Source organism: Allosphingosinicella sp. (assembly GCF_036387615.1).
Classification (GTDB): domain Bacteria; phylum Pseudomonadota; class Alphaproteobacteria; order Sphingomonadales; family Sphingomonadaceae; genus Allosphingosinicella.
This window is the reverse complement of sequence record NZ_DASVTH010000007.1, coordinates 36,413-57,269: the sequence shown is the minus strand read 5'-3', so window position 1 is coordinate 57,269 and position 20,857 is coordinate 36,413. Positions and strand designations below refer to the sequence as shown.

Here is a 20,857-nt window from a genome sequence, read left to right as displayed (position 1 = left end):
ATCGGAGAATGCGCCGGCCGAGAGGTCGACCCTTGGTCACTGGGTAGATGACGGTCGGGTCCGCCTGCAACGGCATCCCGACGCGGAGCCGGTTCGTATAGACGCCCGCCACCATCCGCCGCTCGGATGGCTTGCCCGTTTCTTTCTCGACAATCGAGGCGAGCGTGATCGCCTCGTGCTTGCTGTCGACCGGCAACCCCGACTTGCGCTTGGCCCAGAGCGCGTCCAGCTCCTTGGTCATCGCATCCTGCATTCGCTTCAGCACCGCCGCCCGGCTCTCGCCGCGCTGGTAGCTGTAGCTGTCCGGGAGCACCGAGCCTTCCTCCGGAACCGGCGCGGAGCCGGTGAGGAACGGCGCCCGCATCAGCCGATCGTGCACCATCACCGACGGCAGGCCTTCCGGCACGATCACGAAGCGCTGCAGCACTCTGCCGCTTTGCAGCAGTTGAAGGAGTTCGGACGGGCTCGCTCCGGCGGGAACTTCATACTCTCCGGCCCGGATCGGCTTGTCGCCGCCGAACAGCCGAGCCTGCAGCAGGAAGCGGTCCGCCGAAGCAAGCACGCCCGCTTCCTCCATGCTCCGTGCCGCAGCGGCCATGCTGGATCCTTGCGCAATCACCACCGGCGTTGCCGCCTTGGCTGGCCCCGCTCCGGTCCAGCCGAGGATCACCCAAGCGCCAAGCGCAATCCCGATCAGCAGGCCGACCAGCAGGCCCGCCCCGAGCAGGCGCTTGGATCCAGTCAGCGCCACGCGGATCAGACCGCCCGCATCACCAGGCTGGCGTTGGTGCCGCCGAAGCCGAAGCTGTTGTTGAGCACCGCTCTGACCTTCCGCTCCTTGGCGACATGCGGAACCAGGTCCACACCGGCGCAGCCGTCGCTCGGATTGTCGAGGTTGAGCGTAGGCGGCACGATCCCGTCGCGCATCGCGAGCAGGCAGAAGATCGCCTCCACCGCCCCGGCCCCGCCGAGCAGGTGGCCGATCGCCGATTTGGTCGAGCTCATCGACAAAGTCCCGACCGCATTCCCGAACAGCTTGCGGACCGCGCCGAGCTCCAGCTCATCGCCGAGCGGCGTCGAGGTGCCGTGGGCGTTGATGTAGTCGATGTCGGTCAGATCGAGCCCGGATCGCTTCATGGCAACTTCCATCGCCCGGTAACCGCCCGCGCCCTCCGGATGCGGCGCGGTGACGTGATAGGCATCGCCCGACATGCCGTAGCCGATCAGCTCGCCATAGATCTTGGCGCCGCGCTTCTTGGCCCGCTCATATTCCTCCAGCACCACGACCCCAGCCCCCTCACCCATGACGAAGCCGTCGCGATCCTTGTCATAGGGGCGGCTTGCCTTTTCCGGCTCGTCGTTGCGGGTCGAGAGCGCCCGCGCCTGCGCAAAGCCGGCGATGCCGAGCGGGCACAAAGCGCTTTCGGCGCCGCCGGCCAGCATGACGTCCGCATCCTCCCACTGGATCATCCGCGCGGCATCGCCGATCGAATGCGCCCCTGTCGAGCAGGCGGTCACCACTGCGTGATTCGGTCCCATCAGCCCATATTTGATCGAGACCTGTCCGGAGACGAGGTTGATCAATCGCCCGTGCACGAAATGAGGGCTTACGCGACGCGGCCCCTTCTCGTGCAGGACCAGCGACTCCTTCTCGATTCCAGGCAGGCCGCCAATGCCCGACCCGATCGACACTCCGGCCCGGTACCGATCCTCCTCGCTCATGTCGGCGAGGCCGGCGTCCTCGATCGCCTGCCCGGCCGCATCGATCCCGTAGACGATGAACGGGTCGACCTGCCGCTGCACCTTGTGATCGACGCGCTTGCCCGGATCGAAGCCCATTTCATGCTCGGGCGGCTTGACCTCGCAGGCGATCTGGCAAACCTGCTCGGACGGGTCGAAGCGCGTGATCCGCCCCGCCCCGCTTCGGCCTGCGAGGATGTTGCGCCAGCTGGTATCCACGTCCCCGCCGAGCGGCGTCACCAGCCCAATCCCTGTCACCACAACCCGGCGCATGCTCATTCCTCGCAATCCCTAACGGCAAACGGCTCCACGCCCTAGGACGCGGAGCCGCTGATGGTCAAATCAGACCCACCAGATGGCGGGGCCGCAAGCCTTAGGCTTTGTTCTGCTCGATATAGTCGATCGCGTCCTTGACGGTGCCGATTTTCTCGGCCGCATCGTCGGGGATTTCGACGCCGAATTCTTCCTCGAACGCCATTACGAGTTCGACAATGTCGAGGCTGTCCGCGCCGAGATCGTCGATGAAGCTCGCCTCTTCTGTCACCTTTTCGTTCTCGACGCCCAGGTGCTCCACGACAATCTTCTTCACGCGTTCAGCGGTCTCGCTCATCAAGGTGCCTTTCACTCGGGTTTTGACCATCGCCCTAAACCCACGCGCGCCTTGCTGGCAAGGGGCCGTTCATATGCGCGACAGGTGAGGCGTTCAAATCATCGCCATCCCGCCATTCACGTGCAGCGTCTGGCCAGTGACGTAAGCGGCTTCGCGGCTCGCCAAGTAGAGCGCTGCCGCCGCGACATCCTCGCCCGTGCCGAGCTTGCCCGCCGGGATGCGCCCGGTCAGCGCCTGCTTCTGCGCATCGGGCAGCGCATCGGTCATCGCCGACTGGATAAAGCCCGGCGCGATGCAATTCACCGTGATCCCGCGCGAGGCGACTTCCTGCGCCAGCGCCTTGGACATGCCGACCAGGCCTGCCTTGGAAGCCGCATAGTTTGCCTGCCCGGGATTGCCCGTGGCGCCCACGACCGAGGTAATGGAGATGATCCGCCCGAACCGCGCCCGCATCATCGGCTTGCACGCCGCTCGGCACAGGCGAAACGCGGCTTCGAGGTTGACGCGGATCACGTCGGACCATTCCTCGTCCTTCATTCGCATCGCCAGATTGTCCCGCGTCACGCCGGCATTGTTGACGAGGATGTCGAGCTTTCCGAGCCGCTCGATGGCTTGGGGCACAAGCCCGTCAACGGCGGCTGCATCGGCAAGGTTAGCCACGAGGGCAACATGATCCGCGCCCAACTCACTTCGAAAAGTCTGCAGCTTGTCGGCATTGGAGCCTGAAAGCGCGACCCGCGCCCCCTGCCCCGCCAAAGTCCGGGCAATAGCCGACCCGATCCCGCCCGAAGCGCCGGTCACCAGCGCGGTCATGCCAGTCAGATCGAACATGCTCAGATCTCCTTCGCGAGTGCTTCAACGTCGTTCATCGTGACGACGCTCGTTGTAGTCGCGTCCGGCGCGATGCGCTTGATCATCGGGGTCAGCACCTTGCCGCCGAACTCGACGAAGTGGGTCACCCCCGCCTCGAACATTGCCGTGACGCTCTCGCGCCACCGCACCATGCCGGTGACCTGTTGGACGAGAAGCGCGCGAATTTCGGCCGGATCACCCGCAGGCGCGGCGGTCACGTTGGCGTAGATGGGGACGATCGGCGGCCGCAGGTCGGCTCCCGCCAAAGCTTCGGCCATCGCGCGTGCTGCCGGTTCCATCAACGGCGAGTGGAACGGCGCGGAGACCGGCAGCAGCAGCGCGCGCTTGAACCCGCGCTCCTTCGCAATCGCGATCGCACGCTCGACAGCGCCCTTGTGTCCCGACACGACCACCTGGCCCGGCGCATTGTCGTTGGCCGCCACACAGACTTCGCCTTGAGCAGCCTCGACCGCAACCGCCTGGGCATCGCTCAATTCGGTCCCGATCAAGGCCGCCATTGTGCCTTCACCCACTGGCACCGCGGCCTGCATCGCCTGGCCGCGCAGCCGCAGGAGCCGGGCCGTTGTCGCGACATCGAGCGCCTCAGCCGCCGCCAGGGCGGTATATTCGCCGAGGCTATGCCCCGCCACGAAATCGGCCTTGTCCGCCAGCTTCAGCCCCGCCTCGCGTTCGGCCACCCGTAAAGTTGCGAGCGCATTGGCCATGATCGCCGGCTGCGCATTCTCCGTCAGCGTGAGCTGGTCCGCCGGTCCCTCAGCCATCAACCGCGACAGATGCTGCCCAAGCGCCTCGTCCACCTCCTGGAACAGCTCACGCGCCGCGCTGCTCGCTTCGGCAAGCGCAACGCCCATCCCAACCGCCTGACTTCCCTGCCCCGGAAAGATGAATGCACGCACGTCTGAACTCCCTGGTTCGTCCCGCGTCGCCGCCTACACCAACGACGAGCCGGAGCAACAACGGCTTGCTTTCCGGCGCCCTTTCGGCCACATGGCCGGCATCCGGGGCGGAGACTGTGCGTCTTCAGCCCCGGTTTGCATACCGACGACAGCCGGAGGGGCGTTCGCGATTGTCGCGGCGTCAGCGATCGGCCAATATGAAGGATATCGAGCATGCCGCTTTACGAGCATGTGTTTCTCGCGCGTCAGGATCTCGCCCAGGGCCAGGTCGACGCGCTGGCGCAGACCGCCACCGACATCATCGAGCAGGGCGGCGGCAAGGTCGTCCGCACCGAGACCTGGGGTCTTCGTTCGCTCGCTTATCGCATCCAGAAGAACCGCAAGGCGCATTACGTCGCGCTGGACTTCGAGGCTCCGGCCCCGGTGGTGGCCGAGCTCGAGCGTCAGACCCAGATCAACGAGGACGTGGTCCGCTACATGACGATCCGCGTCGACGAGCACGAGCAGGGCCCGTCCGCGATGATGCGCAAGAGTGACCGTGACCGTGAACGTGGTGATCGCGGCGACCGTGGTGATCGCGGGGATCGCGGCCCGCGCCGGGATCGCGACGAGCGCGCTCCGCGCCGCGACCGCGAAGAAATCGAAGCGTAAGGATCAGACCACATGGCACGCCCATTTTTCCGCCGCCGCAAGAGCTGCCCCTTCTCGGGCAACGATGCGCCCAAGATCGATTACAAGGACGTCCGTCTGCTCCAAGGCTTCGTGTCCGAGCGCGGCAAGATCGTTCCCAGCCGCATCACCGCGGTCTCGGCCAAGAAGCAGCGCGAACTCGCCCAGGCGATCAAGCGCGCACGTCATCTCGGCCTCCTCCCCTACGTCGTGAAGTAAGGACCCGCACATGGACGTTATCCTGCTTGAACGCGTCGAGAAGCTCGGCGCTATCGGCGACGTGGTGAAGGTGAAGAACGGCTATGCCCGCAACTTCCTTCTTCCCAACGGCAAGGCGCTTCGCGCCAACGAGGCCAACCGCAAGGTCTTCGAGAGCAACCGCGAGCGCATCGAGTCGCAGAACGCGGAGCGTCGCTCCGTCGCCGAGCGCGACTCGAAGGGCGTGGAAGGTGCAACGGTCCTGCTGATCCGTCAGGCCTCGAATGTGGGCGCGCTGTACGGCTCCGTCTCCGCTCGAGACCTCGCCGAGGCGCTGGAAGCGCAGGGTCACAAGATCGCCAAGAACCAGATCGTGCTTGATCGCCCGATCAAGGCGATCGGCATCCAGGACGTGCGGATCGCGCTTCACCCGGAGGTGTCCGTCACCATCCGCGTCAACGTTGCCCGCTCGCCCGAAGAGGCCGAGCTCCAGGCGCAGGGCGTGGATGTCATGGCCGACATGTTCGAGAAGGACAGCGCCGGCTTCACCGAAGACTATGATCCCAATGCCGAGCCGGGCGAGATCGCGGCCACCCGCGAGAATGCCGGCGGCGAAGGCGAGTCGGCGAGCAGCTAAGGCCCGGGGGGGCGGCAGGCTAGAGAGCCTTGCCGCCCTTACGCCGCCAGGCGCGAGCCTTGCGAGAGGTGCTCGGTCAGCGCCTCCGCCGGCATTGGGCGAGCGATATGATATCCTTGGGCCGTGTCGCAGCCCATCTCGAGCAGCAGCTCCAGGCAGGCTGCGTCTTCGATCCCTTCCGCGACCACCCTCATCCCAAGTTCGTGCGCGAGCGCGACGGTTGAGCGAACCATGATGGCGTTGCGCCGATCGGTGCCGATGCTCTGGACGAAGCTCTTGTCGATCTTGAGCTCGGTGGCCGGCAGCATCTGGAGATAGCCGAGCGAAGACTGGCCCGTGCCGTAATCGTCGATCGAGATGTTGACGCCGAGGGATCGCCAGCTCTCCAGCGCCGCAATGGCACGGTCGGGGCTGTGCATCGCGGCCGACTCGGTGACTTCGATCGTAACCTGCTCGGTCGGGAGGCGACTGGTCTGGAGAATGCACGCAATCCGTTCGATGAAGGCATGATCCGCGAGCAAGCTCGCAGACACGTTGACCGCGACTCCGATAGGGTAGCCCGACTCAGCCCAGCCCAGCGCATCTTCAATCGCGTGTTCGAGCACGAAAACGGTGAGATCGCCGACGCGCTTATGCTCCTCGATGATCGGGATGAACTGGTCGGGCGTGATCGGCCCGAACAGTGGATGCTGCCAGCGCACCAAGGCCTCGGCACCGACAATGCGGCCCGTCGCGAGATCGAGTTTCGGCTGATACGCGTTCCAGAGCTGGCCGCTTGCCATCGCCCTGTCCAGCTCGCCCAGCAACGACAGCTCTCGGTTTGTCGCGGCGCTGTCCGCCTCCGTGAAGCGCTGCCAGCGCACACCCGCTTGAGCCGCTTGCGAAGCCGAGAATGTCGCTTGCGCGACGAGTTGCTGCGCCGACTTGTCACCGCTTGAAAGGCCGAAAGTCAGGGCGACGTCGATCAGGCGACCACAATCAACGGGCGAGCGCATCAACGCGGTGATCGCTTCGATCCGCTCGCCCAGGTCTTCCTCGTCGCCGCCTCCCTCGAGCCAGGCAAGGGTGGCGTCGTCCGCGCGATAGATTGTCGCCTGCCGGTTCGCAAATCGCAGCCTGTCCGAGACCCGCAGCAGCAGGTTCGCCGTAGCGGTCGGGCCGAGCCCCGAGGCGATGGCCTCAAAGCGATCGATTCGGCCGACAATCACGTTCCCGCCGGGCCGTCCATCGGCTGCCGCGCACAACGCCGCGAGGTTGGGCAGCCCGGTTCCGGGGTCGGTCATCGCCCGCTGCTGCAGCCGCTCGGTCACGATCAAGCCGCCGCCGATCGCAATCGCCGCGGAGAGAGCGGCCAAGGCCGGGGCAATCGGAAAACTCGTTGCCCAGAGCGCTTCGCCGACAAGAGGCCAAGCGATGACTCCAAGGCCAAGCGTGGCGAACGCGCCGATACGGACCTTGCGGTTTCCGGGCTGCGCAACGAGAATTGCGGCCAATAAAGCCAGCAGCAACGGCCACAGGCCGCTCCTCTGCTGCGGAACGGGACCTTGCATCAAGGTCTCGGCCCCGAGCGCCTGAATGACTACGCCGTAAATGACGCCGTGACGGGGTACCGGGTACCGATCGCCGAGTTCCACGGCAGTCGCGCCTATGATCACGCGCTTGCCGGCCAGCTTCTCCTTGGGAACTCGGCCCCGAACGAGGTCGACCATGCTGTGGCGCGGGATGCTGGCTGGGTCGATCGAATAGTCGACCTGGAAATGCCGGCCGATCTCGGCAGCCTTCTCGGCGACCATGCTGGCGAGCGAAGGGCGCGGCGTGCCTTGTGTCTCGATTCCAAACGGCATGCTGCGGATGTAGCCGTCGCGGTCCGGCCTGACGTTAACGGCCGCTAGAAAAGCGTTGTCCGCCAGCGGCTTGATCGGGACGGTCTCGATCTCTTCTAAGCTGCCTGCTCCCGCCGGCTGACGCAAGGTTGGCAGGATGACGCTTCGCCCGGCGCGGGCAAGCGCTGCCGCCATCGCGGCGTCTTCCGCAGGCTCGGATCTAGCCGAAAAGTCCACGTCGAACGCGATCGATCGGACGCCTGCTTGGTGCAGGCTGTCCACGGCAGCGGCGTGGATGCTGCGCGGCCACGGCCAGCGATCGAGTTCGGCCAAGCTGCGGCCGTCGATCTCGACGATATGGACTTCACCGCTGGCCGGGTGGGCCCGAACCGAGTCGCGCAGGTCGCGGAGGAAACGGTCCAGCCCGGCGCCCGCCCCGGTCAGCAGGGTCATCACGCCCATAAATAGCGCCGCCCCAACCAGCAGGCTGCGCCGCCTCGAGAGCAAATAGCCACGGATGGCGAGCGCAACGCTTTCCACAGCGCCCGCTGGCCTGATCGGCGACACCTGGATCAACTCCGGACCGACGAGGTTCAGTCGTCCTTCTCGGCCTTGCCGTCGTCTTCCTCGTCGTCACCCTCGTCTTCGTCGCCGTCGTCGCCGTCCCGGCCGTCGTCATCGTCCTTGTCGAAGTCGTCTAAATCGTCCCCGTCCTTGACGTCCTTGCCGCTATCGTCCTTGCCGCTGTCGCCCTTGCCGCCTTTGTCGTTTCCGGGTTCATCCTTGCCCGAGTCGTCCTTGCCGCCCGCGCCTCCGTCCAAGTCGCCGCCAGGTTTAGAGTCATCCCCCTTGCCAGGTTCTGTCGGCTTGCCCTCGCCTTTATCTGGAGTGCCGGCGCCCTCGCCCGGCTTGGCGCCCTCATCGGGCTTACCATCCTTGCCGGCATTGCCGTCCTCACCGGGCTTGCCGTCCCCAGCGGGCTTGCCGTCCCCAGCGGGCTTGTCGTCCTTGCCGGGCTTGTCTTCGTTGCCCGGCTTGTCCTCGCCCTTACCCGGGCTGCCCTTGTCCGGCTTGGGCCCGCGGGCATTTCGGCTATGCTCGTTGAACTGGCCTTGGGCGTGCTCGGCCGCAGACGAGCCCTCGACGAGACCGCCCGTGAGCTTTGCCAGCGATGTCGGCTTTTCGCCGATCGTCTTGGCTATGCGGACTGCTTCGGCGCGAGCGCTGCGATTGTCGCCCTTCGCGGCCGAAGCTTGGTTCGGCACCGCCTTGGCGGTGACGATCCCCGCTGCCGCGGCGCCGCCGGAGCGCAGCTCCTTGGCGCCAATCCCCTCAACCGTGAGGCGATACAGGTCACTCTTGCCCACCATCGCGAGTGAACCCGGCAGCACCAGGTCTGACGCGCCGCCGTCCAGGGTCGAAACCTCGACCGCGCCTTCCGTCACCTTGACCTTTGCGTCCTCCGGCCCGACTGTGACGGTGAAAGTCGTGCCCTTCACCACGGCCGCGAGGTACGGCGTCTGGACGCCGAAATGGGGGGTGCTCTTCTTCTCAATCTTGAAAAGCGCGGACCCCCAATCTTCGATCAGCTGCATGATCTTGTTCGGGCTGCTCGCCTCGGGCACTCGGATGCGCGTTCCCGGCGAGATCACCACGAACTCCCCACCGCGCACGATGACCGCGCGAGCGCCTGGCGCCGTCGTGATCATGGCGCCCGATCCGAGCAGTGCACCCTTTGCGGCCGCACGGGTGCGGCCCGCTTCGCTCAGGCGCACATCGCCGCTGACTTCGCTCACCTTCCACACGGGCGCCGCAGCGCTTGCTTGCGTTCCGAACAGCAGCATCGCCGGTGCGATGCCAAGTGCCAGCCTATGAATCATGGAGCCTGCCCCCGATGCGGGCCACCGCGGGTGCGGCAGCGAGATTTGTCGTGAAGCTTCGGTATCCCTTCTTCCTTTCCGGCGACCTAAGAGGCGGGGTTAACGACACGCAAATGATGAACTGGCTAACCGGATGTTAGCACTCCGCCCGCTAGACCCTGGCTGTTTCATGGAGCGGGTGGGCAGTGCGCATATTCTTGTCATCGCTGATGCTGGGGTCCGTCGCCACGATGTCCGGCCTGGCTCAAGCCAATACGCAGACGCCGCAGGACCGGTCCGACCCTTCCGTGGTGGAGCAGGAACTGCGCAAGCGCGGCGATGCTCGAGGCAAGCAAGCCGTGGACCCGCTGCGGGTCGATATGGAAAGCTTGGACTCGGCCCTGACCAGACCGGTCCTGATCCGAAGCATTCGTCTGGAAGGCGCGAGCGCCCTTCCCGCTTCTGCCTACGCGCCTGCTATCCTGCCTTACAAGAACCGCACAGTTTCCGGCGCCGAGTTGCAGGATCTGGCGACTGCGATCGCACAGGTCGCGCGCAACGCCGGCTATGGCCTCGCGAGCGCATGGGTCCCCGAGCAGACCGTGGAGAATGGGCTCCTTCGAGTTGAGATCGACGAAGGCCGGATCGACGATATCCGCATTGAGGGTGACGCAATGGCCGCGGTTCGGCCGATCTTCGACGGTCTGCCGCTCGGCGCGCCGATCCCCACCGCCGATCTCGAGCGCAGGCTGTTGCTCGCCGGCGATCTTCCCGGCGTCGACATCGACAAGCCGCGGATCGAGCGGATCGACGGTCGCACCCTGCTTATCCTGCGCACCAGCCGCGATCCGGTTCGCGGCCGCGCCTCTGTCGACAATTGGGGATCCAGCACAGTGGGTCCCGTTCGCGCCCAGCTCAGAGTCGACGTGAACGGCCTCTTCGCAGAGGACGACCGGCTCACGATCGGTGGCGTCGTGACCCCGCTCGACCCCAAGGAGTTCGCGCTCGCCCGTATCGCCTATGCCAAAGCGGTCGGCGGCAACGGAACGGAAATCACCGCCTCGGCCTATGCGGCGCGCTCGCGACCGGGCGGCATCCTGTCCGATCGGGAGTTCGAGGGGCAGAGCCTGGAAGGCTCGATCGCACTCAGCCACCCGTTCATTCGCAGCCGGGCCGGCAGCCTGTGGGGCGAAACCGAGTTCACGGTCCGCGACTCGGAACAGTCGCTCGCCGACGTGGTCGTTCGCAAGGACCGTCTATCGATCCTCAAGGCGGGTCTCTTCTCCAGCGCCGAGCTTGGCGGCGGTACCGCCCGCGCCCGCCTGACCGCTTCTCGCGGGCTCGGAATTTTCGACGCCACGCGCGAGGGCGATCTGTTGACGTCGCGCGCGGATGGCAGCGCGATCTTCTCGAAATTCGAATTTTGGGGCCATTACGACCGCTCGCTGATTGGGCCGGTCAGTTTCCAGTTGCAGGGAGAGGGCCAGATCGCCTCGCGCCCGCTTCTTTCCAGCGAGGAGATGGGCCTTGGCGGACGCTATTTCCTGCGCGGCTACGATTATCGAGAGTTTTCCGGCGACAAGGGAGTCGCGGGCTCGATCGAGCTGAGGTTCGATCTTCCCCGACTGGGACGTCTGGTGCGCGACGCCCAGCTCTACGGCTATGCCGATGCAGGCACGGTCGGAAACTACGGCGATGGATCCGGCGGCGGGTCGCTCGCGTCCGCTGGCGGCGGGATCAGGACCGGGCTCGGCCGCAACATCGACGCCAGCCTGGAGGTCGGCGTTCCGCTCAAGGAAGGCGCAGACCGCGACGAGGAGCTGAACCCGCGCATCTCCTTCGTGATCGGCAGCCGGTTTGAGTAACCTTTCGGCAGTTTGACCTGCCTTTCGCTTCCGTTCAGGAGGCGGCATGGCCCTGCTCCCACCTTTAGATCGCCTGCGCCTGCCGGTTATCGGCTCGCCGCTGTTCATCGTCTCCAGCCCCGATCTGGTGATCGCTCAGTGCAAGGCGGGGATCGTCGGCTCCTTCCCGGCCCTCAACGCCCGTCCGCAGTCGGTGCTCGACGAATGGCTGCACCGGATCACGGAGGAACTTGCGGCCTGGGACCGCAGCAATCCAGATCGCCCGGCAGCTCCGTTCGCAGTCAACCAGATCGTGCACCGTTCGAACGACCGCTTGCAGCAGGATATGGCCACCTGTGCCAAGTGGAAGGTGCCGATCGTCATCACCTCGCTCGGCGCGCTGGTCGAGGTCAATCAGGCCGTGCATGGCTGGGGCGGAATTGTGCTTCACGACATCATCGACGATCGCTTCGCGCGCAAGGCGGTCGACAAAGGCGCGGACGGATTGATCGCTGTCGCAGCCGGCGCCGGGGGCCATGCCGGGCGGCTGTCGCCCTTCGCGCTGGTGCAGGAGATCCGGACCTGGTTTGAAGGACCGCTGATCCTGTCAGGCGCGATCGCGACGGGTCACGCCATCCTCGCCGCTCAGGCGATGGGCGCGGACCTTGCCTATATCGGCTCGCCTTTCATCGCGACGCAAGAAGCCAACGCGACCGCCGATTACAAAAGCGGGATCGTAGAAGGGCGAGCCGGCGACATCGTCTATTCCAGCCTCTTCACCGGAGTGCATGGCAATTATCTGCGCCAGTCGATCGTCCGCGCCGGGCTCGATCCGGACAAGCTGCCCGAAGGCGACCTCAAGACGATGAACTTCGGCTCCGGCGGCGGCGATGCAAAGGCTTGGCGGGACATTTGGGGCTCTGGCCAGGGCATCGGCGCGGTGACGGAGGTTCTGCCCGCTGCCGACTATGTAGCGAAACTCGCCGCCGAGTACGCACAGGCTAAGGCCGAACTCAGGGCGAAAGCGTCGACCTGATCGTCTCCAGCTTAGCTCTCCACGCAGCCGGCAAGGGCGCGGGCCTGCGGCTCTCCCGATCAACATAGACGTGGACAAAGTGACCCTCGGCCGCTGCCCCGTTCTCCCCATGTCCGAAGACGCCGAGCCGATATCGCACGCTGGAACTCCCCATTTCATCGAGCGCCAACCCGACTTCCACCTGTTGCGGGAAGGCGAGCGGGCGCGCGTATCGGCAGCCTGTATCGACCACGAGCCCGATCGGGTCGCCACCGCCGACGTCGAGCAGCCCGGCGTCGATCAGCCACGCATTCACCGCCGTATCGAACCAGCCATAGTAGACGACATTGTTGACATGCCCGTAGGCGTCGTTGTCGGCCCAGCGCGTGCCGATGGTGCGCCAGACGCGGTAGAAGTCGCGGCCCATGAGCGCAGCCCTGCTCACAAGGCAGCCTCGTAAAGCCGCCGCGCGTCCGCCTCGGTGATCGGGCAGGGATTGTTCACCAGCAGCCGCTCCTGCTTCATCGCCTCACGCGCAAGCATGTCGAGGTCGGCGGCGGTCACGCCAACTTCGCTAAGCCGCTGCGGCACGCCCGCGGCGCGGCCGAGGGCCGACAAGCGCTCGATCAGCCCGCGCGCCTGGGCCTGCCGCCCCTGCCCCGCCAGCGACGGATCGAGCACCAGACCAAGCTCGGCAAAAGGAGCCATGGCGGCGTGAAGGTTGTGGCCGAGCACTGGGGTGAGCATCAGCGCGTTTGACAGGCCGTGGGGGACGTGAAAGTGCCCGCCGAGCGGATAGGCCAAGGCATGCACGCCCGCGACCGGAGCGTTCGCGAAGGCGACCCCCGCGAGGTGCGCCCCGAGCAGCATCGCCTCCCGCGCTTGCAGGTTAGCGGGATCATCGCAGGCCCGCAGGAGATTGGCAGAGAGCAGCCGAAGCGCCTCACGCGCCAGAAGGTCCGACATGGGGTTCTTGAGGCGAACGGACGTGTAGGCCTCGATCGCGTGCACCATCGCATCGATGCCGGTCGCAGCGGTGACGTCCCGGGGCAAGCCAAGGGTAAGCGTCGCATCCAGGACCGCCCAGTCAGGCACCAGAGCCGGGCTGCTGACCCCCCTCTTCTCCGCACCCTGCACCGTGATCACCGTGACCGGGGTCGCCTCCGACCCGGTACCCGCGGTGGTGGGCACCAGCACGAGCGGCAGGCGAGGGCCCGCCGCCTTGCCGACGCCCCAGAGCGTGTCGAGATCGTCCCCGCTTGCGATGAGATAGGCCGCAAGCTTGGCCACGTCCATCGGACTCCCGCCGCCGAAACCCACCACTGACGTGCAACCATCGCCGGCCGCGGCTGCGGCGATCACCGTCGCCCGCGAGGGGTCCGCCTCCACCGCGTCATAAAAGACCGGATCGATCCCGGCCTCAGGGAGTGAGGCGAGCGCCCGATCGGGCAGCCCGAGCGCCCGCACCCGGGCGTCCGTGACGAACAGCGAACGGCCCGGCGGCAACAGCTCACCGATGCGCGCTGATGCATTCGGGCCGGACCGGAGCTTTGGCCCGTAGGTGAACTGATAGGAATTCATCGGCATGTCATTGCGAGTAGCGCCGGACGACGCAATCCCGGGCGCGGACGGTATTCCCGCTTGATTCGAACAACGCTGCTGGAGGTCCAAACCCGACCCGTTCCGGACGCTCTTTCCCAGCCCAGTTCGTAGCCTCAGTGCCAGTTCGCATCGGGAGCAATGTCAAGTTGGCGGGCGGCCCTTATGACTTCACCCAGATCGACCGATTTGTCGAAGGGATCGGAATCGAGCGTGGTTGGGCGATGAAGCCGCTCCTGCCAGTGCTGCAGCATCTGAACGTAGGGAAGAAATGGCTTTCGCATGAGCGTACCGTTCGGCAACGCCTCCACGTCGGCAATGCCCATGTGAAGCCATTTACCGGTGTGCCAGTCGGTCATGTCGACCGCCGGGAACAGGCAAACGCCGTGAAGGTCGACGCCGCGATTGACGGCCGCGAGACTCTCGCAGACGATGTCGTTTAGCCAGTCCGGGCGGCCGCCGTGCAGGCCTGAGGTTTCGGCTACGATGCAGGGCCGCTTGTACTTGGCCCATCCCTCCTGGAGGAGATCGCAGAGCGGGCGGATACGGGCATCGCCGGGCTGGAGCGGTTGATTTGGCTTGCCGCCGCCCTGATACTCCATTTGGCCGAAGCTGTAATTGTTGAAGCCGAGGATATCGATCGTCTCGGGGCTGCCGCCATATTCCGGGCGTTTCAGCCCTGAGATCACGTCCCACGCGATATAGGCGTCGTCATAGCTTTCGCGGCGGGCTTCTTCGGCCAGATCCGGGCGGTCGCGTGGGTGCACGACCCAGATAAGCGGGTCGATGTGGACCATGCGGGCGTCGGGGAAGTCGGCGCGGATAGCCTTGACAGCGGCGATGTCGGCACGGGCGAGCGCGAGCGTGAAGCGGCGGCGCTCTTCCGCGGACTTGCCGAACGGGGCGCACCAGGCCCATTCGGCGCCCATATAGCCCCAGAAGGTCGGCTCGTTGACGGGCGTGAAGCATAAGGGGCCATGGTGGGCGCGCTCGGCGACGTAGCGCGCAGCTGCCTGGGCGTAGGCTGCGAAGCGGTTGGCGAAGGCATCGGAATAAGGATCGAGCCCGTCCGGGTAGCCATAGTGGCAGAGGTCCCAGATCGGCAGCACGTTGTGCCGTCGCTGCGCGGTAAGGAAATCGTCGATCAGGGAGAAATCATACTGGCCGGGCGATCGCTCGACCAGCGGCCAGGGAATGCCCTCACGCGCGACGGCGATGCCGAGGCGGGGAAGCATGGCATAGTCTTCGTCGGCATGGCCGTAATGCTGAAGCTCGGCCGCGAGATCGCGGCGGCCCCGGTCCTTCCAGGCGAAGCTGGAGCATTCGAAACCTGACAGGAAGAAGGTCGGGAAAATGCCCGCTTGTGATTTCATTCAGTGGATACGCGGCACGTGCAGGAAGGGTTCAATTGGCTGAGGGTTTAGGCTGGTGGCCTAGAAGGCCCGCTCCAAACGACTGAGCAGGCTGCGCGCCGGGCTCGGCCGCGGCTCGGTCGCGTCATTCTTTTGATCCAGCCGCCCTACTCTTGCAAACAGGTCCTGACTGGCCCGAACGAGTTGCCCCGCGCCATCCGGCAATCGCCCGATCAGCCCGGGATCGCTGGTCGGAGCCTCACCCAGCCGACGGCTTTCCGCTCTCGCTTCGTCGAGGCTGAGCTCACCCGATTCGAGCGCGCGCTGGGTCAGTAGCCAGGCAATCACATGCATGAGCCGTGTCGTGACCTTTAGCGACTCGACCGAAAAGCCGACGCGAAGCAGGGGATCCAAGGCCTGTCGATCATCGCGGCCGTTGCGATCGAAATAGGAGCGCGCCTCGTCGGCCAGCAACATCGCTTCCGTGTAGAGCGAATCGATCAGCTTGGCCGTCATTCGGGCGCGGGCTTGGTTCATGGCGCTCAGCCTTTGCACAAGCCGCCATCCGCTCATACGCCCAAAGAGGGTAAACCCACCGACCATCCCGAATCGGGATAGCGGGTCAGGCGATGATGTCGGGAATGAGTTGGTCTTCCAGCGCATTGATCTCGTCGCGCAGGCGAAGCTTTCGCTTCTTCAGGCGCGCGATCTGCAACTGGTCCGGCCCCGCTGCCGTGCGCAGCGCCTCGATAGCATCATCAAGGTCGCGATGCTCGGTGCGCAGCACGGCCAAGCGCGCTTCGACCGCCCTCCCGTCGCTGATCATGCCCATCATCAAGATGAGACATAGCAGAGCCAACGGATCGTCGTATATATTCCCGCAGCCGTCGAGCGGCAGGAGACAGACACGACTCGGCCATGATCTAAGGATTGGACCACCCGCAAGCACCAGAAGGAGATGGGAATGCAGGACGCGCATATCTCGGCTTTGGAAACCAAGCACGCTGACCTCGATGCCCGCATTATGCAGGAAGAACAGCGGCGCCACCCGGATATGACAACCTTGTCCCGCCTCAAGAAAGAGAAGCTGAAGCTCAAGGAAGCGATTGCGGGTATTTAGCGGCAGGTCTTGGGATCGGGCGCAAGCCGCCGCCCCTGACCAGCAAGCTGGCCCGCTTCACTGGAAAGAGAAGCGGGCCCTGCATCCAAGACTTCGATCAGTTTGGCGGAGGCGCCGCGGGCGTTAGCCCGGGCGCTCAGGCCCCAAAGGTTCGCTGCCACCAGCCGCGCCGAGGCGGGCCATCGGTCGCGCTCTCATCTTCAGCCCCGGGAGTAAGCGCCGGCTCCTTGGCAGCGTCGGACGTACGCTCCGGTACCGCGTCGGTATTCGGCTCCACCTCCGCACCAGCCGCGAGTTCCGGCGCAGCCTCGACGCCGTTATCCACGGCCGGCGTCTCCGGGGCGACCTCCTCGACCGCAGCGGCAGCCGCTACCGCTTCCGAAGCAGCTTTCCGGCTGCGTCGACGCTTGGGCTTCTCGCCGTCCTGGTCGTTGGCCGCCTGGAGCGGCGCCACGTCGTCGCCGGCTGCGGGCTCATCAGCCTTCTTGCGGCGGCTCCGACGCTTCGGCTCCGGCTTCTCCGGTGTCACCACATCGATCGCCGGCTCGGCAGGACTCGCCACCTCCCCAACGGCTTCGACTGCTTCCACAGCGCTCAGCTCGACCGGGACTGGTTCGGCCGGGGCTGCCTCGACGGCCGGACCGCTCTCGGCCTGACCCTTGCGGGCCCGCGGCCGACGGCGCGCCCTGCGCGGCTTATCCTCGTCGCTTTCAGCCTCAGCAGCTTCGGCTGTGACCGGCTCCGGCTCCGAGGGCTCGACGGACTCATCCTGCGGGACCTCACCCTCGAGCGGTTGCGCCTCCTCGGCCCCACCCTCTTCGCGTCCTTCGCCTTCCCGACGCCGACCACCGCGGCGCCCGCGACGCCGCCGGCGCTTGCGGCCGCGTTCGCCTTCACCATCGTCGGCGCGAGGCCGATCAGGCTCCCGACGCTGCTCGCGTGGCTCGTCTTCCTCCTGCTCCTCGGCCTCGGCGTCGTCTTCCTCCTCCTCGTCCCCCTCGACGAGCAGATCGTCCTCCTCGTCGCCCGCCGGAGCGATCGGCTCGAAGCGTGGACGGTGCATCGGCGGCGGCCCGAAAGACTCGGCCGCCATCTTTGCGCCTTCCAGGCCCTCGTCGATCAGCACCTCAATGATGACGCCGTAGCGCTCCTCCACCTCGGCGATCTCGTGCCGCTTCCTGTTGAGCACATACACCGCCGCCTCGCGGCCGGCGCGAAGCACGATGCGGCTTCCGCGGCCGCGGGCCGCCTCATCCTCCAGCATGCGAAGCGCCGACAGGCCAGCCGAAGCCGCGGTGCGCATCAGGCCGGTGCCCTCGCAATGCGCGCAAGGCCGGGTCGAAGCCTCGAGCACCCCGGTGCGCAGGCGCTGGCGGCTCATCTCCAGCAGCCCGAACGAGGAGATGCGGCCGACCTGAATGCGGGCGCGATCGTTCTTCAGCGCCTCCTTCATCGCCTTTTCGACTTTGCGGATGTGGCCGCTCGACTCCATGTCGATGAAGTCGATCACGACCAAGCCCGCCATGTCGCGGAGGCGAAGCTGGCGCGCGATCTCGTTCGCCGCCTCGATGTTCGTCGCGTAGGCGGTCTGCTCGATATTGTGCTCGCGCGTCGAGCGGCCCGAGATGATGTCGATCGAGACCAGCGCCTCGGTCGGATTGATGACGAGGTAGCCGCCTGATTTGAGCTGCACGAGCGGCTGGTACATGCCCGCCAGCTGGTCCTCGACGCCGAAGCGCTGGAACAGCGGCACCGGGTCCGAATAGCCCTTCACACGCCGGACATGGCTCGGCATCAGCAGCTTCATGAGCGAGCGCGCGGCGCGGTAGCCCTCCTCGCCCTCGACGATCACCTCTTCTATGTCGCGATTATAAAGATCGCGGATGGCGCGCTTGATCAGGTCGCTGTCGCCGTAGATCAGGGCGGGCGCCGAGGAATGCAGCGTTCGCTCGCGGATCTCGTCCCAGAGGCGTGCCAGATAATCGAAGTCGCGCTTGATCTCGGTCTTTGTGCGCGACAAGCCGGCGGTGCGGACGATGCAGCCCATGGTCGACGGCAAAGCCAGCTCCGCCATGATCTGCTTCAGGCGCTTGCGATCGGCGCCGTTGGAGATCTTCCGGCTGATGCCGCCGCCATGCGACGTGTTCGGCATCAGCACGCAATAACGGCCGGCCAAGCTCAGATAAGTGGTGAGTGCCGCGCCCTTGTTGCCGCGCTCCTCCTTGACGACCTGGACCAGCAGCACCTGCCTGCGCCTGATGACGTCCTGGATTTTGTAGCGGCGGCGCAGGTTCTGGCGCTTGCGGCGCAATTCGTCAGCGGCATTCTCGTCCGACCCGTTGGCGCTCTCAGGCTTGGGCGGCCCGGCATCGTCCTCGCCCTCGGAGACTTCGCCCTCCCCTTCGTCCTGAGGCCCGCCGGCATCGTCGCCGACTTCCTCGATCTCGTCGGCATCGCCGCCGGACGTATCGAGCTCTTCGATCGATTGCTCGTCGTAGCGCGCGTCCTCGGCCGCGCGGAGCCGCTCTTCCTCGGCCGCATGCTCCGCTTCCTCGCGGAGCAGGGCCTCGCGATCCTCCTTGGGAATCTGATAGTAGTCCGGGTGAATCTCCGAAAAGGCCAGGAAACCGTGGCGGTTGCCGCCGTAATCGACGAACGCCGCCTGCAGCGACGGCTCGACCCGAGTGACCTTGGCTAGATAAATATTGCCCTTGAGCTGCTTGTGCTCGGCGGATTCGAAATCAAACTCCTCGATCCGGTTTCCCTGGACGACCGCCACCCTGGTCTCTTCCTGGTGGCGCGCGTCGATCAGCATGCGCATTGTCATCTGTAAGTCTCCACGCGCGCGCCGCCCTGGTCCGCGGGATCCGGGTCAGGCCTGCGCCTGGAGGGAATCCCGGCGGCGCCTCGCGGCGCGCGCGTCGTATGGACAAGGGCGCGGCCGTATCGGCGTGCGCCCTTTCTGTCCGGGTTGTTGGATAAAGTGCCTCTGCTGCTTGCGGCAGGCCGGCATTCAAAGCCGGCCGAAGCGCCCCCGCCATAAAGCCGACGCCAACAAGGGGGCGTAGGGCCAGCGGGGAGAAATGCCTCATGCAGCGTCAACCTGATGTACCGGCAAGAAGAGCCGGCGAAAACAAAACGGTGCGACAGCTTGGACGGAACACGCCGGCAATCTCGAACCGTTGACGGGTTAGGTAACATCGCATCTGTCAAGCGGCAACTGTTAAGGCGCTCCTCGCGTACGCCTCTCTTTTCCGCTGGACCGCCTTGCCGTGGGCGCGGCATCAACGGCAGCGATGCCGTTGTTCGCCGCTTTGCTCTGGGCCTTGCTCGGCCTCGTCCCCGGCTTCGGCGCGGCCCCCTCCCAACAAGCTGCAGGGCCCGCGGAAGTGACTGTTGCGTTTGGCAATCGCGGCTCGGGTCCCCGGCCGGATGACCCGCCAATCCTCGGCTCCAGAAACCCGGAGCGGCCGTTGCTCGTGATCGACGCAGGGCACGGCGGCCGCGACGGCGGCGCTACCTCTGTCCATGACGGGCAGCCGGAAAAGGACATCGTCCTGGAGATCGCCCGCGCCGTGCGCGACGAGCTCGTCCGTTCCAATCGGGTACGCGTCGCCCTCACCCGCGACGAAGACCGCTTCATCGAGCTTCGCGAGCGTTACGAGATCGCCCGCCGACTGGGCGCGGACCTGTTCATCTCGATTCACGCCGACGCCGCGCCGCTCAACGACGCCGCGCGCGGTGCCACCATCTACACGCTTTCCGAAGTCGCTTCCGACCGGGAGGCGGCCCTCCTCGCCCAGCGCCAGAACCAGTCGGACATCATCGGCGGCCTCGACCTGAAAGGCCGCGATGCCACCGTAAACCTCATCCTGATCGATCTCGCGCAGCGCGAGAGCATGGGCATCTCCGCGGATTTCGCCCGGCTCCTCCAGCGCGAAGCCGGCCCTCTCTTTCCGTTCCGCCCCGAACCCCACCGCTTCGCATCGCTGCTGGTGCTGAAGGCGCCGGACGTCCCCTCCGTGCTGTTCGAATCCGGCTATCTCACGAACCTGGACGACAGTCGTTATCTCGCCTCGCCCGAAGGCCGCGCGCAGATCGCCACCGGCATGCGCCGCGCCATCGAAGCGCATTTCGCTCGACGGTTGCTGCAGGTGGCGGCGCGATGATATGCTCTTTGAGGGAGCCAGCGCCTGCAATCCAGGCAAGTCTCACGGGAGAGAAGCGGGATGGGCGAGCTACGGGGCCGGCTGGAAATGCTGAAGCAGATGCGGTGGCGTGAAGCCCATTCCGCGGACGGCTCGGAGAACAATCCCGCTACCGACCGCCTGATCCGGCTTCACGGCGCGATTGTCGCCATCGAGGCAGCGATTGCGGAAGGTACGCCCGAGGGCGTCTCCGACCTCGATGTCGACGGGCAGGGGCTGACTGCCGTCGGCATGTCCGTGGCCCAGGCGAACGCCGACGCTTACGCGCGCTACGAGACATCGAGTGAAAACGGGAAAAATAATGCGCGACCAGAGGCGGCCACTCAGGGCAATACCGAAGCTTCGTTCTGGGGCGATCTTCCGGAAAGTACGCGCGAGTAGGGCACGCAATCTCCTGGCGTGGGGACAGGCCGT

21 protein-coding genes are annotated in these 20,857 nt (G+C 65.9%); 8 read left to right on the top strand and 13 right to left on the bottom strand.

Translation table 11 applies throughout. The annotated features are described in order from the left end of the window. The 5 genes from VF631_RS01300 to fabD form a co-directional block, all read right to left on the bottom strand. A partial coding sequence (locus tag VF631_RS01300) for an endolytic transglycosylase MltG (RefSeq protein WP_431848454.1) occupies positions 1–751 on the bottom strand: 751 nt, incomplete at its 3' end. A gap of 5 nt (positions 752–756) precedes the next feature. Continuing rightward, entirely contained in the window at positions 757–2,013 is a 1,257-nt protein-coding gene (fabF, locus tag VF631_RS01295; RefSeq protein WP_431848456.1) for a beta-ketoacyl-ACP synthase II, read from the bottom strand. Positions 2,014–2,113: 100 nt separating this feature from the next. Further along, complete coding sequence (locus VF631_RS01290) at positions 2,114–2,350, bottom strand: acyl carrier protein (protein ID WP_431848453.1); 237 nt, start codon at positions 2,348–2,350, stop codon at positions 2,114–2,116. 93 nt (positions 2,351–2,443) lie between these two features. Continuing rightward, the gene (fabG, locus tag VF631_RS01285) at positions 2,444–3,181 is read right to left on the bottom strand and encodes a 3-oxoacyl-[acyl-carrier-protein] reductase (protein WP_431848452.1); all 738 of its coding nucleotides are present in this window, start codon (positions 3,179–3,181) and stop codon (positions 2,444–2,446) included. A 2-nt stretch (positions 3,182–3,183) separates the two neighbouring features. Further along, positions 3,184–4,119, bottom strand: coding sequence for an ACP S-malonyltransferase (gene fabD, locus VF631_RS01280; protein ID WP_431848451.1), 936 nt, complete (start codon positions 4,117–4,119; stop codon positions 3,184–3,186). Between the two features lie 213 nt (positions 4,120–4,332). On the opposite strand from fabD, the gene rpsF reads away from it, so the two are divergent. From rpsF to rplI, 3 genes are read left to right on the top strand one after another with little or no spacing between them, the layout of a single operon-like run. Further along, the gene (gene rpsF, locus VF631_RS01275; RefSeq protein WP_431848450.1) at positions 4,333–4,770 is read left to right on the top strand and encodes a 30S ribosomal protein S6; all 438 of its coding nucleotides are present in this window, start codon (positions 4,333–4,335) and stop codon (positions 4,768–4,770) included. A gap of 12 nt (positions 4,771–4,782) precedes the next feature. After that, positions 4,783–5,007: a 30S ribosomal protein S18 gene (gene rpsR, locus VF631_RS01270; RefSeq protein ID WP_295371920.1), complete on the top strand. Its 225-nt coding sequence runs from the start codon at positions 4,783–4,785 to the stop codon at positions 5,005–5,007. Positions 5,008–5,017: 10 nt separating this feature from the next. Further along, the gene (gene rplI, locus VF631_RS01265) at positions 5,018–5,623 is read left to right on the top strand and encodes a 50S ribosomal protein L9 (protein WP_431848449.1); all 606 of its coding nucleotides are present in this window, start codon (positions 5,018–5,020) and stop codon (positions 5,621–5,623) included. 38 nt (positions 5,624–5,661) lie between these two features. On the opposite strand, the gene VF631_RS01260 is transcribed toward rplI, so the two are convergent. Together VF631_RS01260 and VF631_RS01255 are read right to left on the bottom strand one after the other, a co-directional pair. Then, positions 5,662–7,986 carry an EAL domain-containing protein gene (locus VF631_RS01260; RefSeq protein WP_431848448.1) on the bottom strand — a complete coding sequence of 775 codons (2,325 nt, stop codon included), beginning with the start codon at positions 7,984–7,986 and terminating at the stop codon, positions 5,662–5,664. A gap of 53 nt (positions 7,987–8,039) precedes the next feature. Further along, on the bottom strand, positions 8,040–9,326 hold the full coding sequence (locus VF631_RS01255; RefSeq protein WP_431848447.1) for a FecR domain-containing protein: 1,287 nt from the start codon (positions 9,324–9,326) through the stop codon (positions 8,040–8,042). A gap of 209 nt (positions 9,327–9,535) precedes the next feature. Here VF631_RS01255 and VF631_RS01250 point away from each other — a divergent pair, with 209 nt between their 5' ends. Together VF631_RS01250 and VF631_RS01245 are read left to right on the top strand one after the other, a co-directional pair. Further along, positions 9,536–11,170 (top strand): ShlB/FhaC/HecB family hemolysin secretion/activation protein, encoded by a 1,635-nt coding sequence (locus VF631_RS01250; RefSeq protein ID WP_431848446.1) that lies wholly within the window; start codon positions 9,536–9,538, stop codon positions 11,168–11,170. A gap of 46 nt (positions 11,171–11,216) precedes the next feature. Then, positions 11,217–12,185, top strand: coding sequence for an NAD(P)H-dependent flavin oxidoreductase (locus tag VF631_RS01245; RefSeq protein ID WP_431848445.1), 969 nt, complete (start codon positions 11,217–11,219; stop codon positions 12,183–12,185). Here VF631_RS01245 and VF631_RS01240 read toward each other — a convergent pair. The 5 genes from VF631_RS01240 to VF631_RS01220 all read right to left on the bottom strand — a co-directional run bounded on the left by VF631_RS01240 (position 12,163) and on the right by VF631_RS01220 (position 15,941). Further along, positions 12,163–12,609: an acyl-CoA thioesterase gene (locus VF631_RS01240; RefSeq protein ID WP_431848444.1), complete on the bottom strand. Its 447-nt coding sequence runs from the start codon at positions 12,607–12,609 to the stop codon at positions 12,163–12,165. The genes VF631_RS01245 and VF631_RS01240 overlap by 23 nt on opposite strands. Beyond that, a complete protein-coding gene (locus VF631_RS01235) occupies positions 12,606–13,751 on the bottom strand; it encodes an iron-containing alcohol dehydrogenase (RefSeq protein ID WP_431848443.1) in 1,146 nt (381 codons plus the stop codon). Before VF631_RS01235 ends, VF631_RS01240 begins: the two co-directional genes overlap by 4 nt. Before the next feature lie 128 nt (positions 13,752–13,879). Beyond that, positions 13,880–15,136, bottom strand: coding sequence for a hypothetical protein (locus VF631_RS01230; RefSeq protein WP_431848442.1), 1,257 nt, complete (start codon positions 15,134–15,136; stop codon positions 13,880–13,882). Positions 15,137–15,196: 60 nt separating this feature from the next. Next, on the bottom strand, positions 15,197–15,652 hold the full coding sequence (locus VF631_RS01225; protein WP_431848441.1) for a DUF1465 family protein: 456 nt from the start codon (positions 15,650–15,652) through the stop codon (positions 15,197–15,199). Positions 15,653–15,737: 85 nt separating this feature from the next. After that, on the bottom strand, positions 15,738–15,941 hold the full coding sequence (locus VF631_RS01220; RefSeq protein WP_431848440.1) for a YdcH family protein: 204 nt from the start codon (positions 15,939–15,941) through the stop codon (positions 15,738–15,740). Positions 15,942–16,073: 132 nt separating this feature from the next. On the opposite strand from VF631_RS01220, the gene VF631_RS01215 reads away from it, so the two are divergent. Then, the gene (locus VF631_RS01215) at positions 16,074–16,235 is read left to right on the top strand and encodes a DUF465 domain-containing protein (RefSeq protein ID WP_431848439.1); all 162 of its coding nucleotides are present in this window, start codon (positions 16,074–16,076) and stop codon (positions 16,233–16,235) included. A 136-nt stretch (positions 16,236–16,371) separates the two neighbouring features. On the opposite strand, the gene VF631_RS01210 is transcribed toward VF631_RS01215, so the two are convergent. Beyond that, entirely contained in the window at positions 16,372–19,062 is a 2,691-nt protein-coding gene (locus VF631_RS01210) for a ribonuclease E/G (protein WP_431848438.1), read from the bottom strand. Between the two features lie 469 nt (positions 19,063–19,531). Between VF631_RS01210 and VF631_RS01205 the strand changes: the two genes are divergently transcribed. Both VF631_RS01205 and VF631_RS01200 read left to right on the top strand, forming a co-directional pair. Then, a complete protein-coding gene (locus VF631_RS01205) occupies positions 19,532–20,404 on the top strand; it encodes an N-acetylmuramoyl-L-alanine amidase family protein (protein ID WP_431848437.1) in 873 nt (290 codons plus the stop codon). Positions 20,405–20,464: 60 nt separating this feature from the next. After that, positions 20,465–20,824 carry a hypothetical protein gene (locus tag VF631_RS01200; RefSeq protein WP_431848436.1) on the top strand — a complete coding sequence of 120 codons (360 nt, stop codon included), beginning with the start codon at positions 20,465–20,467 and terminating at the stop codon, positions 20,822–20,824. Positions 20,825–20,857 lie beyond the last annotated feature (33 nt).